The organism is Reyranella sp. (assembly GCF_017305915.1).
GTDB lineage: Bacteria > Pseudomonadota > Alphaproteobacteria > Reyranellales > Reyranellaceae > Reyranella.
Map to the genome: position 1 here is coordinate 56722 of NZ_JAFKJN010000011.1, position 16312 is coordinate 73033.

18 protein-coding genes are annotated in these 16312 nt (G+C 67.7%); 12 read left to right on the top strand and 6 right to left on the bottom strand.

Translation table 11 applies throughout. From position 1 onward, the window contains the following. Positions 1-49 precede the first annotated feature (49 nt). Positions 50-850 carry an IclR family transcriptional regulator C-terminal domain-containing protein gene (locus J0J01_RS09310; RefSeq protein WP_296379997.1) on the top strand — a complete coding sequence of 267 codons (801 nt, stop codon included), beginning with the start codon at positions 50-52 and terminating at the stop codon, positions 848-850. On the opposite strand, the gene J0J01_RS09315 is transcribed toward J0J01_RS09310, so the two are convergent. Further along, positions 831-1253, bottom strand: coding sequence for a GFA family protein (locus J0J01_RS09315; protein ID WP_296379998.1), 423 nt, complete (start codon positions 1251-1253; stop codon positions 831-833). The two genes, J0J01_RS09310 and J0J01_RS09315, sit on opposite strands and share 20 nt — an antisense overlap. Positions 1254-1295: 42 nt before the next feature. On the opposite strand from J0J01_RS09315, the gene J0J01_RS09320 reads away from it, so the two are divergent. The 8 genes from J0J01_RS09320 to J0J01_RS09355 all read left to right on the top strand — a co-directional run bounded on the left by J0J01_RS09320 (position 1296) and on the right by J0J01_RS09355 (position 8567). Further along, positions 1296-2180, top strand: coding sequence for an alpha/beta hydrolase (locus J0J01_RS09320; RefSeq protein WP_296379999.1), 885 nt, complete (start codon positions 1296-1298; stop codon positions 2178-2180). A 98-nt stretch (positions 2181-2278) separates the two neighbouring features. After that, a complete protein-coding gene (locus J0J01_RS09325; RefSeq protein WP_296380000.1) occupies positions 2279-2848 on the top strand; it encodes a uracil-DNA glycosylase family protein in 570 nt (189 codons plus the stop codon). Next, positions 2845-3864: a zinc-binding dehydrogenase gene (locus tag J0J01_RS09330; RefSeq protein ID WP_296380001.1), complete on the top strand. Its 1020-nt coding sequence runs from the start codon at positions 2845-2847 to the stop codon at positions 3862-3864. Before J0J01_RS09325 ends, J0J01_RS09330 begins: the two co-directional genes overlap by 4 nt. Positions 3865-4092: 228 nt before the next feature. Further along, on the top strand, positions 4093-4710 hold the full coding sequence (locus J0J01_RS09335) for a glutathione S-transferase (protein WP_296380002.1): 618 nt from the start codon (positions 4093-4095) through the stop codon (positions 4708-4710). An 88-nt stretch (positions 4711-4798) separates the two neighbouring features. Next, positions 4799-5959: an NEW3 domain-containing protein gene (locus J0J01_RS09340; RefSeq protein WP_296380003.1), complete on the top strand. Its 1161-nt coding sequence runs from the start codon at positions 4799-4801 to the stop codon at positions 5957-5959. 16 nt (positions 5960-5975) lie between these two features. Continuing rightward, a complete protein-coding gene (locus J0J01_RS09345; protein WP_296380004.1) occupies positions 5976-6926 on the top strand; it encodes an ABC transporter ATP-binding protein in 951 nt (316 codons plus the stop codon). Then, a complete protein-coding gene (locus J0J01_RS09350) occupies positions 6916-7896 on the top strand; it encodes an ABC transporter permease subunit (protein ID WP_296380005.1) in 981 nt (326 codons plus the stop codon). The genes J0J01_RS09345 and J0J01_RS09350 overlap by 11 nt, the downstream gene beginning before the upstream one ends. Before the next feature lie 83 nt (positions 7897-7979). Then, a complete protein-coding gene (locus J0J01_RS09355) occupies positions 7980-8567 on the top strand; it encodes a hypothetical protein (RefSeq protein WP_296380006.1) in 588 nt (195 codons plus the stop codon). Here J0J01_RS09355 and J0J01_RS09360 read toward each other — a convergent pair. The 3 genes from J0J01_RS09360 to J0J01_RS09370 are packed head-to-tail and all read right to left on the bottom strand — an operon-like array spanning position 8539 to position 11845. Further along, on the bottom strand, positions 8539-9267 hold the full coding sequence (locus J0J01_RS09360) for an RNA pseudouridine synthase (RefSeq protein ID WP_296380007.1): 729 nt from the start codon (positions 9265-9267) through the stop codon (positions 8539-8541). The genes J0J01_RS09355 and J0J01_RS09360 overlap by 29 nt on opposite strands. Further along, complete coding sequence (locus J0J01_RS09365; RefSeq protein ID WP_296380008.1) at positions 9252-10673, bottom strand: amidase family protein; 1422 nt, start codon at positions 10671-10673, stop codon at positions 9252-9254. The genes J0J01_RS09360 and J0J01_RS09365 overlap by 16 nt, the downstream gene beginning before the upstream one ends. Then, positions 10670-11845 (bottom strand): fumarylacetoacetate hydrolase family protein, encoded by a 1176-nt coding sequence (locus J0J01_RS09370; RefSeq protein WP_296380211.1) that lies wholly within the window; start codon positions 11843-11845, stop codon positions 10670-10672. Before J0J01_RS09370 ends, J0J01_RS09365 begins: the two co-directional genes overlap by 4 nt. A gap of 1 nt (position 11846) precedes the next feature. Here J0J01_RS09370 and J0J01_RS09375 point away from each other — a divergent pair, with 1 nt between their 5' ends. Then, entirely contained in the window at positions 11847-12788 is a 942-nt protein-coding gene (locus J0J01_RS09375) for a dihydrodipicolinate synthase family protein (protein ID WP_296380009.1), read from the top strand. On the opposite strand, the gene murA is transcribed toward J0J01_RS09375, so the two are convergent. After that, a complete protein-coding gene (gene murA, locus J0J01_RS09380) occupies positions 12789-14114 on the bottom strand; it encodes a UDP-N-acetylglucosamine 1-carboxyvinyltransferase (protein ID WP_296380010.1) in 1326 nt (441 codons plus the stop codon). It lies immediately after the preceding gene. Between the two features lie 272 nt (positions 14115-14386). Here murA and J0J01_RS09385 point away from each other — a divergent pair, with 272 nt between their 5' ends. Beyond that, entirely contained in the window at positions 14387-14851 is a 465-nt protein-coding gene (locus J0J01_RS09385) for a GNAT family N-acetyltransferase (protein WP_296380011.1), read from the top strand. Positions 14852-14863: 12 nt separating this feature from the next. After that, positions 14864-15472 (top strand): glutathione S-transferase family protein, encoded by a 609-nt coding sequence (locus J0J01_RS09390; protein ID WP_296380012.1) that lies wholly within the window; start codon positions 14864-14866, stop codon positions 15470-15472. Here the strand turns inward: J0J01_RS09390 and J0J01_RS09395 are convergent, their stop codons facing one another. Further along, on the bottom strand, positions 15473-16267 hold the full coding sequence (locus J0J01_RS09395; RefSeq protein WP_296380013.1) for a dienelactone hydrolase family protein: 795 nt from the start codon (positions 16265-16267) through the stop codon (positions 15473-15475). Positions 16268-16312 lie beyond the last annotated feature (45 nt).

Below are 16312 nucleotides of genomic sequence, written 5' to 3' on the forward strand. Positions count from 1 at the left end.
AGTCCCCCCTGTTCAATTAACGAACATTCGTTCTATAATGAATACTCCCATGAGCCGACTGCGTTCGCAAGATGCAGCAAAGCGCGCGGCGCGCGCCAATGCTGCGGATTTTTCTGAGGCGCTGGCGCGCGGCCTCGGCGTCATCAACGCCTTCGACGACCATCGCCGCCAGATGACCTTGTCCGATGTCGCCCGGGCCGTCGACTTGCCCCGCGCAACCGCCCGGCGTTCGCTCGCGACCCTGGTGGAACTCGGATATCTCGAGACCGAGGGACGGATGTTCCGGCTGACGCCCCGCATCCTGCGACTGGCGATTTCCTACCTTTCCGCCGATCCGGTGCCCGGCATCCTGCAGCCGGTTTGCGAGCGCATCTGCCGCCAGGTCGGGGCCTCGTGCTCGGTGGCGGTCCGCGATGGCGACGAGGCGGTGATGATCGCGCGGGCCCAGCCGGTGCGGCCGGCCTCGGTCGGGTTGGGCGTCGGCTATCGGCTACCGATCTTTTGCAGCGCCCTCGGGCGTGTCCTCGCCGGCGCCCTGTCCGATTTGGAACTCGATGCGTTTCTCGCCCACGTGAAGCCGACGCGTTTCACGCGACAGACCGTGGTCTCTCGACCCGAGATTCGCCGCTTGATCCTCGATGCCCGCAAGAAGGGCTATGCGCTGGCCGATCGGGAGGCAGAGGTCGGCATCCGCTCGATCGCGGTCCCGCTCATCCGCTTCGACCGCCGCGTCGTGGCGGCGATCAATATCGGCGTGCATCCCGAACAGAAATCGGCCAAGGCCATGATCGCCGAGTATCTGCCGTTGCTGCAAAACGAGGCCGCTGCGCTCAAGGAGCAACTCGTCTGACCATGTGCTCCTCATACTGGGGCAGGTCGTCGGTGATGGTGAACCAGGGTGCCTTGGAGCCGACGAAGATGTGGTGGGTGGGCCGGATGGTCGGTTCGTCGGCCAGCGATCCCAAGGCCACGTGGATGTACTGGCCGTCGCGGACCAGCGAATAGAGGAAGGAGCCGCAGGTCCCGCAATGGGCGTTGTGGGCCTCTTCGACGTCCCGGCCATGGATCAGAAGCTTGTCCTGGCCCTGGGTGACGGCGAACTTGCCGCGCTCGATCCCGGCGAAGGGCTTGAAGGCGGCGCCGGTGGTGCGCCGGCAGCCCGAGCAATGGCAGTTCATGGCGTAGGCGAATTCGTCCGCCACCGCATAATGGATGGCGCCGCAGTAGCACCGGCCGGCGAGCGTCTTGGCCATGGGCTTTCTCCCTTTCGAGGGGACAGTCTATACACTGGCGCCATGACCAAGCTCGACGGCGTTCCGGGCCCGACCTCCCGGCATTTCATCTCCCAGCGTTTGCGCATGCACTACGTCGATTGGGGCAACCCCGACGCTCCGCCGCTGCTGCTGGTCCATGGCGGCCGCGACCATTGCCGCAACTGGGACTGGGTGGCGCAGGCGTTCCGCCGCGACTGGCACGTGATCTGCCCCGACCTGCGCGGGCACGGCGACAGCCAGTGGTCGCCGGACGGCAACTACTCGATGTCGGCCTACATCTACGACCTCGCCCAGCTGATCCATCAGCAGAACCTGGCGCCCGTCACCATCGTCTCGCACTCTCTAGGGGGCAACATCTGCCTGCGCTACACCGGCATCTATCCCGACAGCGTGCGCAAGCTGGTTGCGATCGAGGGCCTCGGCCCGTCGCCCAAGATGATCGCCGAGCGCGGCAACAAGTCGATGACCGACCGCATGAACGCCTGGATCGACGAGCAGCGGATGCTCTCCGGCCGCCTGCCGCGACGCTACGCCAGCATCGAGGACGCCTTCAGGCGCATGCAGGAGGAGAACAAGCACCTCTCGGCCGAGCAGGCGCGCCATCTCACCGAGCAGGGCGTCAACCAGAACGAGGACGGCACCTATAGCTGGAAGTTCGACAACTATGTGCGCGTCAACCCGCCCTACGACATGGGCTATCCCGAGATCGAGAAGCTGTGGACGCAGATCACCTGCCCGACGCTCCTGGTCTACGGCAAGGAGAGCTGGGCCTCCAACCCGGAGAAGGACGGCCGGCTGAAGTATTTCAAGACGGCCAAGGTGGTCGAGTTCGAGAATGCCGGCCACTGGGTGCATCACGACCGGCTCGACGCCTTCGTCGACACGGTGCGGAGCTTCATTGCCTAAATCTGTCGTCCTGAGCGGAGCGAAGGACCTCATGGCGTTGGCCAACGGCACGCCGCTTGAAGCGCAATGAGATCCTTCGCTGCGCTCGGGATGACAAGATGCTGATCGACGAAGTCCGCGCCTGCACCGTTTGCACGAAGGTCCTGCCGGCCGGCCCGCGGCCGGTCGTGCAGTTCAGCCCGACGTCGCGCCTGGTCATCATCGGCCAGGCGCCGGGCTCCAAGGTCCATCAAAGCGGCGTGCCCTGGCAGGACGACAGCGGCGACCGGTTGCGCGCCTGGACCGGGCTCGGCGCAGAGGTATTCTACGACCCGGCGAAGGTCGCGCTGATGCCGATGGGCTTCTGCTATCCCGGCAAGGGCAGGAGCGGCGACCTGCCGCCGCGGCCCGAATGTGCGCCGCTCTGGCACGCCCGAATTTCGGCGACGATGACCGACTGCCGGCTCACTTTGCTGGTCGGCAGCTATGCACAGGCGCATTACCTGAAGACGGCTAATCTGACCGACGCGGTAAAGGCCTTTCGCACGCACGGCCCCGGCTTTTTTCCGTTGCCGCATCCGTCGTGGCGCAGTGGAATCTGGATGAAGCGCAATCCGTGGTTCGAGACGGACGTGCTGCCGGCGTTGCGACGGGCCGTGCGGAAGGCATTGGGAGGAAAGAAGACATGAAGGCAGCGATTTTCCGCGGCGGCGACATCGTCGTCGATACGATCCCCGAGCCCAAGCCGGCGCAGAACCAGGCGCTGGTGAAGGTGCTGGCCTGCGGCATCTGCGGCTCGGACCTGCATGCCGCCAAGCATTCCCATCGCGTGGTCGAGGTCAGCCGCCGGGTGCCGGGCCGCATCCCGATGGATCTCGACCGCGACGTGGTGATGGGCCACGAGTTTTGCTGCGAGCTGATAGACTACGGGCCGAGCACCGAGAAGAAGCTGAAGGCCGGCACGCGCGTCTGCGCCATGCCGGTGATGCTCGGGCCCGATGGCCCCAAGGGCATGGGCTATTCCAACAGCTATGTCGGCGGCTATGCCGAGCAGATGCTGCTGGCGGCGCCGCTGCTGCTCGAAGTGCCGAACGGCCTCGCGACCGAGCACGCCGCGCTGACCGAGCCCCTGGCGGTCGGCGTGCACGCGGTCGAGAAGGCGCTGCTGGGCGGCGACGAGGCGCCCTTGGTCGTGGGCTGCGGTCCAGTCGGCCTCGCGGTGATCGCAGCGCTCCGGCTGAAGAATGTCCGGCCGATCGTCGCCGCCGACTTTTCGCCCATGCGCCGCGAGCTCGCGGTGAAGATGGGCGCCGATGTCGTCGTCGATCCGGCCAGGGAAGACCCGTACGCAAAGCTCGCCGCCGGCAAGCGCGCGGTGGTGTTCGAATGCGTTGGCGTCCCGGGATTGATCCAGCAGACCCTGGAGAAGGCGCCGCGCGACGCCAAGATCGTCGTGGTCGGCGTCTGCATGGAGCTCGACACGATCGAGCCGATGTTCGGCATCGTGAAGGAGCTGAGCCTGCAGTTCGTGCTGGGCTACACGCCCGAGGAGTTCGCCCGCTCGCTGCGCCTGCTGGCCGAGGGTGCGGTCGACGCGCCGTCGCTGATCACCGGCAAGGTCGGGCTCGATGGTGTGAAGGGTGCCTTCGAGGAGCTGGGCAGCCCCGAGCGCCATACCAAAATCCTGGTGGAGCCATGGCGTTAAAAGTACCGGGTGCGCTCGGCCCGGCGGTGCAATACAGCTGATGACGCACCATCTATGCTTGGTTGGATCGTTGAGAGCGCTGGGAGCGCGAGGCCAGGGAGGGGCTGACCCCGCCCATCTTGGGGGAGGGGGCGCTGCGAGTTTGAGACTCGAGGGCGGAAAAGCATTATGCCATTGGCATCGACCGAGTCTCACGCCATGAGATTCGATGACAGGGGAGGAGAGACAATGAAGTTCTACAACTCGCGCGGCCCCAACCCGCGCATGGTCCGCATGTTCATGGCCGAGAAGGGGATCGACATCCCCAAGGTCGAGATCGACCTGTTGGCTGGCGAGAACCGGCGCGAGCCTTACACCACCAAGGTCAATCCGGCCGGCCAGTGTCCGGCGCTCGAGCTCGACGACGGCACGGTGATCGCCGAGATCACGGCGATCTGCGAGTACCTCGACGAGATCAAGAAGGACACGCCCTCGCTGATCGGCGACACGCCGGCCGAGCGCGCCAATACGCGGATGTGGACCCGCCGCATCGACCTCAACATCATCGAGCCGGGAGCCAACGGCTTCCGCTTCTCCGAAGGTCTCAAGCTGTTCGAGAACCGCGTCCGCTGCATTCCCGAGGCGGCCGAGGGGCTGAAGGCGACGGCACGCGACAAGCTCGCCTGGCTCGACGGGCTGATGGGCGCCAAGCCGTTCGTCGCCGGCAACAAGATCAGCATGGCCGACGTCCTGCTGTTCTCCTTTATCGACTTCATGGCCAACGTGAAGCAGCCGCTCGACCCGGCGAACAAGAACATCGGCGCCTGGTTCGAGCGCATGAAGGCGCGACCAAGCGCCGCCGCCTGACCCGTTTGCCCTTTTTTCGTCGTTTTCGGGGCAGTAGCTTCGCGCCCACGAAAACGGGGATGTTTTCTACAAGACGCAGGGACCTGAAATGCGCCGTCTGATTGCTCTGCTTGCTCTTCTTCTCGCCACGCCTGCGTTCGCCGCCGATCCGCCGGCAGCCCCGGCCGTGAAGGGGCTATGGCTCTTGACCGACTATCCGTCGCAGACCGTGCGGCCGGGTGAGGTCGCCAACATCCGCTTCAAGCTGCAGAACGCAGGCCTCGCCCCCGAGCCGCTGGCGCTCTCGGTGCAGGGCGCGCCGGACGGCTGGAAGGCCGACATCCTGGGCGGTGGCCAGCCGGTCGCCGCGGCGATGCCGGGTGCCAACGAGAGCAGCAGCCTGCAGCTGCGCGTCGACGTGCCGAAGGACGCCAAGCCCGGCTCGCAGACCCTGACCATCAATGCCAAGGGCGGTTCGCAGGCGATCGCCCTGCCGGTGACGCTCACCATCGCGAGCGAGACGCCGGCCAAGCTCACGATGAAGACCAAGCTGCCGTCGCTGATGGGCACGCCGAAATCGGCGTTCGAGTACACGCTGTCGGTCAGCAACGATTCGGGCAAGGACCTGACCGTGGCGTTGTCGGCCCAGGCGCCGGCCAACTTCCAGGCCACCTTCACCGAGGGCTACGGCTCGAACGAGATCAGCTCGATCCCGATCGAGGCCGGCCAGTCCAAGGACATCAAGGTCAAGGTGACGCCGCCGCGCGACGTCAAGGCTGGCAACTATCCGGTGCTGGTCAGGGTCGCGGCCGAAGGCGCCACCGCCGAGCAGCGCGTGACCCTGCAGATCAGCGGCCAGGGCCGCCTGTCGCTGACCGCCAAGGACGGCCGCCTGAGCGGCGAGGCGCAGGCCGGCAAGACCGCTGAGTATACGCTGGTCGTCAGCAACGACGGCACCGCGCCGCTCGAGGAGGTCGAGATCTCGGGCTCGGTGCCGACCAACTGGAAGGCCGAGTACAATCCCAAGACCATCCCGAGCGTGGCGCCCGGCGAGAAGAAAGACGTGCAGGTCGCGGTGACGCCGTCGGACAAGACGATCGCCGGCGATTACGTCGCCTCGTTCCGCGCCAATGCCAAGGGCGAGTCGTCGAACGCCGACTTCCGCATCACCGTCACGACCTCGACGCTGTGGGGCATCGTCGGCATCGGCATCATCGCGGTGGCGCTGCTGGTCCTGCTGGGCGCGGTCGCGCGCTTCGGCCGGCGCTGACGGCGGGCGGGCGCAGATGAGCGACCCCCTCGAGGTGGACAACGTCATCGAAGCCCGCGGCCTGCTGAAGCTCTACGGATCGGCCCGCGCGGTCGATGCGATCGATCTCAGCATCCGCAAGGGCGAGATCTTCGGCCTGCTGGGGCCCAACGGCGCCGGCAAGACGACGACGATCCTGATGATGCTCGGTCTCACCGAGACCAGCGGCGGCTCGATCGAGGTGCTGGGCTTCAACCCGGTGCGCCAGCCGCTCGAGGTCAAGCGGCGTGTCGGCTACCTGCCCGACGCGGTCGGCTTCTACGACAACCTGACGGCGCGCGAGAACCTGGTCTACATCGCGCGACTGCTCGACATCCCGCGGCGCCAGACCACTGCACGCATCATGGAGGCGCTGGAGGCGGTGCAACTCGCCGACGTCGCCGACAAGCGCGTCGCGACCTACTCGCGCGGCATGCGCCAGCGGCTGGGCATCGCCGAGATCGTGATGAAGAAGGCCGAGGTCGCGATCCTCGACGAGCCGACCTCGGGCCTCGACCCGCACGCCACCTTCGAGCTGCTGGAGATGATCCGCGGGCTGAAGAAGGCTAATGTGGCGGTGCTGCTGAGCTCGCACCTGCTCGATCGCGTGCAGAGCGTTTGCGACCGGGTGGCGCTGTTCAACAAGGGCAAGATCGCCCTGATGGGCACCGTCGTCGAGCTCGCGAACCAGGTGCTGGGTGCCGGCCATCCGATCCTGGTCGAGGCGAGCGGTATCGACGTGCCGGCTGTCCTCAAGGGCATCGAAGGCGTGCAGCGCGTCGTACCGGAAGGCGGAGCCTGGCGTATCGTCGCCGACCGCGACGTACGCGCGGTCGCGGCACAGCGCATCGTCGCTGCCGGCGGCTCGCTGACCCGGCTCGCCGAGCTGCAGCCCAGCCTCGAGGAAGTCTATACGCGTTACTTCGAGGAGGCTCGCCGTGCAGCGTAATCAGGGGCGGCGTGAAGGCTCTCCCTTCACCGGCCTCGGGCCGGTCTTCGTCAAGGAACTGTCCGATCACCTCAGCAGCACCCGCATGATGGTGCTGACCCTGTTCGTGATCGTGTTCGGCGCGCTGCCGGTGGGCTTCACCCTGCAGACGCTGCGCCAGGTCACACAGTCGGACCAGTTTCTGTTCCTGCGCATCTTCACGGTCGAGCCGGAGCAGGCGCCGATCTCCTTCTACGCGGCGCTCACCTTCATGATCCCGCTGATGGCGATCGGGCTCGGCTTCGACGCGGTGAACAGCGAGTTCAACCGCCGCACGCTCTCCCGCGTACTGTCGCAGCCGATCTATCGCGACGCCCTGCTGCTCGGAAAGTTCCTCGGCGGCCTTGCGACTCTCGCGGTGGCATTGACGGCGCTGTTTCTGATCGTGTTCGGCGCAGGTCTGCTGCTGCTCGGTCTGCCGCCGCGCGGACCGGAGGTGGCGCGCGGGCTTGCCTTCCTGGTGGTGGCGATCGCCTATGGCGGGGTGTGGCTGGCGGTGGCGATGCTGTTCTCGGTGATCTTCCGCTCGACCGCGACCTCGGCGCTGTGCGCGCTCGGCCTGTGGCTGTTCTTTTTCATCCTGTGGCCGATGATCGCCCAGGCGATCACCACGGGGTTCGCGCCCTCGCAGTTCCGCAGCGTCGACGAGGTCCTGTCTCTGGAGGCGTTCGGGCAGGCCCTGCAGCGGCTGTCGCCCGGCACGCTGTTCGGCGAGGCGGTGATCGGCCTGCTGCAGCCCGAAACCAAGGCGTTCGGCCAGTTTGCCAATCTGGTGATGCAGCAGACCCGGGGCATGATCCAGGGCACGCCGCTGCCGTTCGACCAGAGCCTGCTCTTGATCTGGCCGCAGATCACGGGCCTGATTGCCGGCATGATCGTGGTCTTCTCGATCGCCTACATCGTCTTCCAGCGCGAGGAAGTCAGGGCCTGAAGGACTGGACAGCCACAGCCGCGCTCAACAATGCGCGTTGGTGCAATGCCGTGTGCTTCGCGCACGGCACGGCGGGACGGTTTTTGGCCCACACCTGGGTCAATGCCGAGCCGGTGCCGCGCTTCTATCCCAACGTGGTGACGCTCACGACCGGCGATTCAGACGTCGCCGAGCAGCGCCAGGCGGTGCGCATCCTGCAGAAGTCGCACCTGCCCGGCCGCTGGGCGGTCAAGGACAGCTTCCGCACGCTCGACATCGCCCGGCTGGGCTTCGAGGTGCTGTTCGAGGCCCAGTGGATCCGCAAGGCGGTGCCGAAGCCCGCGACGATGGTCTCCGGCCTTGCCTGGGGGCGGGTGACGGCGGGCAGCGGCGATTTCCCCGCCGCACTGTTCAGCGACCACAACTTCGCGATGTTCGCGGCCAAGCGCGACGACACCGTCGTCGCCGGCGGCACCTTCTATCGCGCCGACGGCGTGGTCGGCCTCAGCAACGTGATCGCCGAGGCCGACGACGAGCCCGCGGTATGGCGGGACCTCGCCTCGCTCGCCGCGGCGACGTTCCCCGGCCTGCCCTTGGTCGGCTACGAATCGGGCGACGAGCTCGACGCGGCGAAGAAGGCCGGCTTCGAGATTGGCGATCCGCTCAGGATCTGGGTGCTGGCGCGGCAGTAGCCGCGTAGCCGCAGGCCTGCAGCGCCTTCAGCATGTGCGCCGGCGGCGGCGCTTCGACTCGGATCGGCGGCTTGGTCTTGCTGAGCGGCAGCACGATCGCATGGCTCTGCAGGTGGAGTTGGCGGTTGGGCGCTGCCTTGCCGTAGAGCCGATCACCGATGATCGGACAGCCGGCGTGGGCGCAATGCACACGGAGCTGATGCGTGCGGCCGGTCTCCGGCGTGAGCTCGAGCCAGCTCATGCCGGGCGCGCGGCCCAGCACGCGGTAGCGCGAGACAGCCGTCTGACCCGTGTCGGACACCTTCACCGACCAGCCGCTCCGGGTATTCACCTTGAGCAACGGCCAGTCGAACACGCCCTCGTCGGCTGGCGGCGCGCCCTCGACAACGGCCCAGTAGGTCTTCTCGGTGTCGCGACCGGAGAACAGCCGGCCGAGCTTGGCCAGCGCCTTGGGATGCCGGCCGAGCACCAGCACGCCCGCGGTGTCGGCATCGAGGCGATGCGCCAGCGCCGGCGGCCGCGGCAGGCCGTAGCGCAGGGCGTCGAAGCATTCCTCCAGGTTCGGCGCGCCGCTCGGGCCGGCATGGACGGCGAGGCCGGCCGGCTTGTCGATCACCAGGATCAGCCCGTCGCGATGGAGCACGCGCGCCTGGATCTCCTCCGCCGTGAGCGGAGGACGGCGCCTCAGAGGTCGGGCCATCGCTCGAGCCAGCGCGTGCTCGCCTCGTAGATCGCGGCGGCGCGCAGGATCGACGCCTCGTCGCGGAAGCGGCCGAGGATCTGCAGGCCGATCGGCAGGCCGTCGCTGCCGAAGCCGCAATTCACCGTGATCGCCGGATGGCCGGTGATGTTGAACGGCATGGTGTAGGGGAACCAATTGCGGCGCAGCTCGCCGACCTCGATGCCGTCGACCACGATCGGCTCGAACAGGTCCTGGTCGATCGGCAGCGCGGTGCGCGACAGCGTCGGCGTCACGAGATAGTCGGCGCCGTCGAGCCACTTCTGCACCATGCGGAACAGGTCGGCGCGCTGGAACATCGCGCGCTGGTAGTCAGCGCCGCTCCATTCCTCGGCCATTGCCACCTGCCGCACCAGCGACGGCGTCATGCGGTTGCCGTCGCGCAGGATCATGTCGGCGAAGCGCGCCCGCCAGGTGGTGTGATTGATGACCCGCCAGATCGGCTCCATGTCGGGCAGGTCGCCGGTAAGCTCGACCAACTCGGCGCCGGCGTCGCGCAGCTTGACGAGAGCGGCCTCGTAGACGGCCGCCACGTCCTTCGACACGAAGCGGTTGCCGAGCGTCAGGCTGTGCAGGATGCGCTTGCCCTTGAGATCGCCTTCCGGCAGCGCTGCCGCGACATAGTCCTGCGGCATGGTGCCGATCGACCATGGATCGCTGGGGTGCGGGCCGGCCATCGCCTGCAGCATCAGGGCGGTGTCCATCACCGTGCGGGTCATCGGCGTCACGTAGGTATAGTTGCCGAACAGGTCGGCGACCTGGCTGTGCGGGATGACGCCGTTGCTCTGCTTGATGCCGACCACGCCGTTGGCCGCCGCCGGGATGCGGGTCGAGCCGCCGCCGTCGGTCGCCACGCCGATCGGCCCGATGCCGGCCGCGACCGCGACCGCCGCACCGCCGCTGGAGCCGGCCGAGGTGCGCTCGGCGCTCCAGGCATTGCGCGTGCGGCCGAACAGCGGCGCGTCGGTCAGCGCCTTGTGGCCGTATTCCGGCGTCGTGGTCTTGCCGAACAGGATGGCGCCCGCCTGCTTCATCCGCGCGGTAGCGACGGCATCCTCCTTCGGCACGTTGTTCTCGTGCAGCAGCGAGCCGAAGGTGGTGCGCACGCCGGCGGTGTTCACCAGGTCCTTGGCGGCGTAGGGGATGCCGTGCAGCAGGCCGAGCGGCTTGCCCTGCATGACGTCGTCCTCGGCCTGCCTCGCCGCCGCCATCGCCTGCTCGGGGATCAGGGTGATGAAGCAGTTCAGCACCGGCTGCAGCTTCTCCGCGCGCGCCAGCACGGCAGTCATCAACTCGACCGGCGAGAGCTGCCTGGCGGCGATCTTCTCCCGCAGTTCCGACGCTGGCAGGCGGGTGAGGTCGCTCACTTGAGCAGGCCGCGGCCGGCGAGGTTGCGCATCAGCGCCGAGATGCCGAAGGTCCAGGGCGCGATCTTGTCGCAATGGTTCACGCGGTTGGTGAGCGTGCCGAGCTTGGGCGAGCGGATCGACACCAGGTCGCCGACCATGTGGGTGAAGCCGTGGCCGCCCGGCTTGCGTTGCTCGGTCGGCGCGAACAGCGTGCCGGTCATCAGCGCCATGCCGTCGGGATACTGGTGCAGCTTGCCCATCGCGTGGGTCACGAGGTCGGTGGGATCGCGGCTGATCCTGGAGAGATCGCTCGAGCCGCGCAGGCGGAACTGGTCGGGCCCGGTGACCTCGAGATCGACCTTGGCCTTGCGCACGTCGTCGAGCGTGAAGGTCGCATCGAACAGCCGCACGAACGGCCCGATCGCGCAGGAGGCGTTGTTGTCCTTGGCGATGCCGAGCAGCAGCGCGCTGCGGCCCTCCATGTCGCGCAGGTTGACGTCGTTGCCCAAGGTCGCGCCGACGATCTTGCCGGCGGCATTGACGATCAGCGTCACTTCGGGCTCGGGATTGTTCCAGTCGGAGTCGGGCCGGATGCCGATCTCCGCGCCGTAGCCCACGGCCGACATCGGCGGCGCCTTGGTGAAGATCTCGGCATAGGGGCCGATGCCGACCTCGAGGTAGGGCGACCAGGCGCCGCGCGCGACCAGCGTCTTCTTCAGCGCCTCGGCCTCGGGCGTGCCCGGCTTGATGGTGGTGATGTCGACGCCGATGATCGAATTGAGCTCCTTGCGCACTTGATCGGCGCGGCTGAGGTCACCCTTGGCATGCTCCTCGATCAGCCGCTCGAGCAGGCTGACGGCGAAGGTGACGCCAGCCGCCTTGATCGCCTGCAGATCGATCGGCGCCAGTAGCGCGTGGACCACGTCATCCAGCGAACCGAGCCGCTCGCCCTTCGACCGCGCCAGCGCCGCCGGATCGGCCGCATTGCACAGATCGGCGACGGTCGGCGCGGCGGCGCTGATGTCGAAAACACCGTCCCGGCGCACCGCCACGACACTCGGGCCGGCGGGCGTGTTGACCCGGCCGATCAGGGTGCCGGCAAAGCCGTCTTCCGGGAGGATTTCTGCCACTAGACGTCTCCGGCGCTTGGATGCGAAAACAGGCGCGCCATTTCCCGAAGGACATAACATCATGGCCGCCCAGCGGATCAAAGGCGTTCTTTCGCCCGTCGTCACTCCCTTCAAGCGCGACCTGTCGCCCGACGTCGGCCGCTTCATCGCGCACTGCAAGTGGCTGCTTAGCCAGGATTGCGGGCTGGCCGTGTTCGGCACCAACTCCGAGGCCAACTCGATGTCGGCCAAGGAGCGGATGGGCCTGCTCGAAGCGGCGGTCTCTGCAGGCGTGCCGACCGACCGCATGATGCCGGGCACAGGCGCCTGCTCGATCAACGAGGCGGCCGAGGTCAGCGCGCACGCCACCAAGCTCGGCGTCGGCGGCGTACTGATGCTGCCGCCGTTCTACTACAAGGGCGTTCCGGAGGAGGGGTTGTTCCGCTTCTTCTCGGAGGTGGTGCAGCGCGTCGGTGACGACCGCCTGCGCGTCTACCTCTATCACATCCCGCCGGTGTCGGCGGTGCCGATCACCCACAAGCTGGTCGAGCGGCTGCTCAAGGCCTACCCGAAGCAGATCGCCGGCATGAAGGACAGCGCCGACGACTGGTCGCACACCAAGAGCATGATCGACGCCTTCGCCAAGGATGGCTTCGACGTCTTCTCGGGCAACGAGAAGCCCTTGATCGACAACATCAAGTCGGGCGGCGCGGGCTGCATCAGCGCCACGGCGAACATCAACCCCGGCAAGATCGCCGAGACTTACAAGAAGTACGCCACGCCTGAGGGCGAGAAGCTGCAGACCTGGATCAACGAAGTGCGCGGCGTGATGCAGGGCTACGTCATGATCCCGGCATTGAAGTACGTCATCGCCCATTACGGCAGCGACGCGGCGTGGATGCCGGTGCGACCGCCGCTGGTCGAGACCGCCGAGGCGCAGGGCAAGGACATGATCGCCAAGCTCGACAAGCTCGGCTTCACCATGCCCGGGTTGAAACAGGCGATGGCTGTCGCGGCGGAGTAGTCAGCCGCTAGTGTCGGAGCGGGCGATGTCCGCCCCGACGGCCGCCAGTTTCTCCGCCATGCCGTCATAACCGCGGTCGAGATGCTCGAGGCCGTCGAGCCGCGTCTCGCCGTCGGCGGCGAGGCCCGCGATGATCAGGGCCGCGGCGGCGCGCACGTCGGTGCAGGTGGCGGCGGCACCCTGCAGCCGCGCAACGCCGCGCACCAGCGCGGTGCGGCCGACGACCGCGATGTTGGCGCCGAGCTTGCGCAACTCGCCGACATGGCGGAATCGCTGCTCGAATACCGTCTCGGTGACGGCGCTCGCGCCGGCGGCCAGCGCCAGCAGCGCCATGGTCGGTGCCTGCAGATCGGTAGCGAATGCCGGGTAGGGGCCGGTCGTGATGTCGATGCCACGCAGTCCGTCGCGGGCACGCTCGACGATCACGCCGTCCTGCGTCTCGTGCATGGCGATGCCGGCCGCCTCGTAGAGGGGCGCCGCGGCGCCCAGCAGCGCGATGCGGCCGTGCGGCAGCACGAGGCGGCCATCGCTCGCCGCGGCGGCGCAGGCCAGCGTGCCGAACTCGATGCGGTCGGGCAGCACGGCGTGCACGGCGCCGCCGAGGGCGCGGCCGCCCTCGATCGTCAGCTGATGGCTGCCGATGCCCGCGATCCGCGCGCCCATGGCGGCGAGGCAGGTGGCGAGGTCGGCGACTTCCGGTTCGCACGCGGCGTTTCGGATGATGGTGCGGCCGTTCGCCAGCACCGCCGCCAGCATCAGGTTCTCTGTGGCGCCGACCGACGGCGTCGGCAGCAGGATGTCGGCGCCGTGCAGGCCATCGGGGGCCGTCGCTTCGATCATCCCGCCGTCGAGGGCGATGGTGGCGCCCATCGCGCGCAGGCCGGCGATGTGGAAGTCGATGCCGCGCAGGCCGATGGCGTCGCCGCCCGGCAGCGGCAGGCGCGCCTCGCCGCAGCGCGCCAGCAGCGCGCCGAGCAGCAGGACCGAGGCGCGCATGCGCGAGACCAGTTCCGGGTCGATGTCGGCCGGTCGCAGCCGATCGGCCGACATCGTCACGGCCAGACCATCGGCGCGAGCCGACCAGTGCATCTCGCAGCCCAGCCGCTGCAGCAGCGCGGCCAGCACGGCGACATCGAGGTTGCCGGGCACGTTGCGCAGGGTGACGAGATGCGGCGTCAGCAGGGCCGATACCATCAGCGGCAGGGCGGCGTTCTTGGCGCCGCTGATCGGATAGGTGCCGACGAGCGGCCGTCCGCCGCGAACGACGAGGACGCGTCCGCTGCCGGGCCGCCACCACGGCGCGGCGGCGAGAAGCGAGGAGGTCATCGCCGGATGATAGGTGCCCGCCGTTGACAGGGCCACCACGGCGGCTTAAACAACCGCCCATGACCACGAACCTGCTCACCAAGGGTTGGTATTTTACGTCGCTAAAATAGGCGGCGCGAAAGGTCATGAACCCAACGAAGCCGCCGCTCCCGGCGGCTTCATTGTTTCTGAGACTGGGCCTCCGGGTCGCGGCGGGACCGCAAACGGAGGATCAGATGTCGATCGCAGAAGCCCTCTCAGACGAAGCGGAAAGACCGCCGCTAGCCATTCGTGTGCGTCAGGCGAGCCTGCGCGACTACGAGGAGTTGTGCGCGCTGTTCGACGAGCTCGACGAGATCCATCGCCAGGCGCGGCCGGACATGTTCCAGCCGTTCCCGCCGCCGGCGCGCACGCGCGAGCAGGTTGCCCATTGGCTGGCGCAGCCGGAATCGACGGTGCTGGTGGCGCAGAGCGAGGAGGGCGTGGTCGGCCTCGCCGTGTTGCTGACCCGCGTGCCGTCGGGCTTCGCCGGCGCCGTGCCGCGCAAGGTGATCGAGGTCGACAATCTCGTGGTCCGCGCCGACCAGCGCGGCCGCAAGATCGGCCGCCGTCTGCTCGCCGCCGCCGTCGAATGGTCGCGCCAGCGCCGCGCGACGCATGTCGAGGTCGCCGTGCACGACTTCAACCGCGACGCCAAGCGCTTCTACGAGAGTTTCGGCTTCTCGCCCTCGATCGACCGCCTGGTGCTGGCGGCCTGACCGGAGGCATCGATGAAGCTGATCGGCGTCAACCGCTCGCCCTACACCAGGCGTGTGGCGATCACCCTTACGGCCCTGGGGGTGCCCTACGAGCAGAGCTGCGTTTCTGGCTTCGGCAATCGCGAGGAGGTGCGCGGGCACAATCCGCTCGGCCGCATCCCGGCGCTGGTGCTCGACGACGGCGAGACGCTGATCGACAGCGGTGCGATCGTCGATCATCTCGACGAGCGTTACGGCGGCGGGCGGCCGACGATCCCGCGCGCCGGGCCGGAGCGGCGCGCGGTGCTGAAGCTGGCGGCGATGATGATCGGCGCCTGCGACAAGGGCCTGCAGGCCGCCTACCATCGCAACCACACGCCAGCCGAGAAGCGCCACCAGCCCTGGGTCGACGACTGCACGGCGCAGATGGTGCACGCGCTGACGGCCGTTGACGCAATGGTCGATCCGGCGGCGCCGTACCTGCTGCTCGGCCGACTGACCCAGGCCGACATCACGGCGTTCGTCGCCGAGCGGCTGGCGCGGTTCGGCCTCAACGTCGACACGGCGACGCAGATGCCGCGGCTCTACGCGCACGCGCGCAAGCTCGGCGAGGAGGCGGCCTTCCGCTCGACCGAACCCTGACTACTGCTTCAGATTGGCCGCGAAGAATTTGGCTGCCTCGGTCTTCGCTTCCTGGTCGACCTTGGCGTCGTACTTGAGCGGCAGGTTGAACTTCTGGCCCATCGCCGTGGCTTCGGGATTGGTGAAGGCGTGCACGGCGCCGGGATACTCGATGATCCGGTAGTTGGCCTTCGCCGCGTCGAAATCCTTCTTGAGCGCGTCGTACTGCTCGCGCTTCACGAAGGGATCGTCCGCGCCGTTCAGGATCAGGACCTTCGCCTTTACGGCGCCCGCCGTCGGCGCCGGGGTGTTGAGGCCGAGCGAGGCGTGGAAGCCCGCAACCGCCGCCAGGTTGTCGCCGGTCCGCGCCATGTTCAGCACGACGGCGCCGCCGAAGCAGTAACCAACGGCACCGATGCGCTGCGGATTGACCGTGGCGTGCTTGGCGAGTTGCTGTTGAGCGGCCTTGAAGCGCGATTCCATCGTCGGCGGAGCCTTCATCACCGAACTCGCGAGGGTGCCGGCGTCCTTCGGATTGTCGGCGGTCTTGGCGTCACCGTACATGTCGGCGATGAAGGCCGTGTAGCCCTGCTCGGCGAATTTCTTTGCCTCGGTATGGACGTGCGGGGTGATGCCCCACCATTCGTGCACCATGACGATGCCGGGGCGCTTGGCGGTTGTGGCGTCATCGTAGACGACGAAGCCCTTCATGGTGGTCGTGCCGTCCGTATAGGTGACGGGCTCTTCCTTGATCGCAGCATGGGCGTTGGCGACCACTGCAAGGGCGCAAAGTGCACTCACGACAATCATTCGCATGCTGACCTCCCGCGAGTTGGCCCAACGACCCTGGCACGCTCCCAA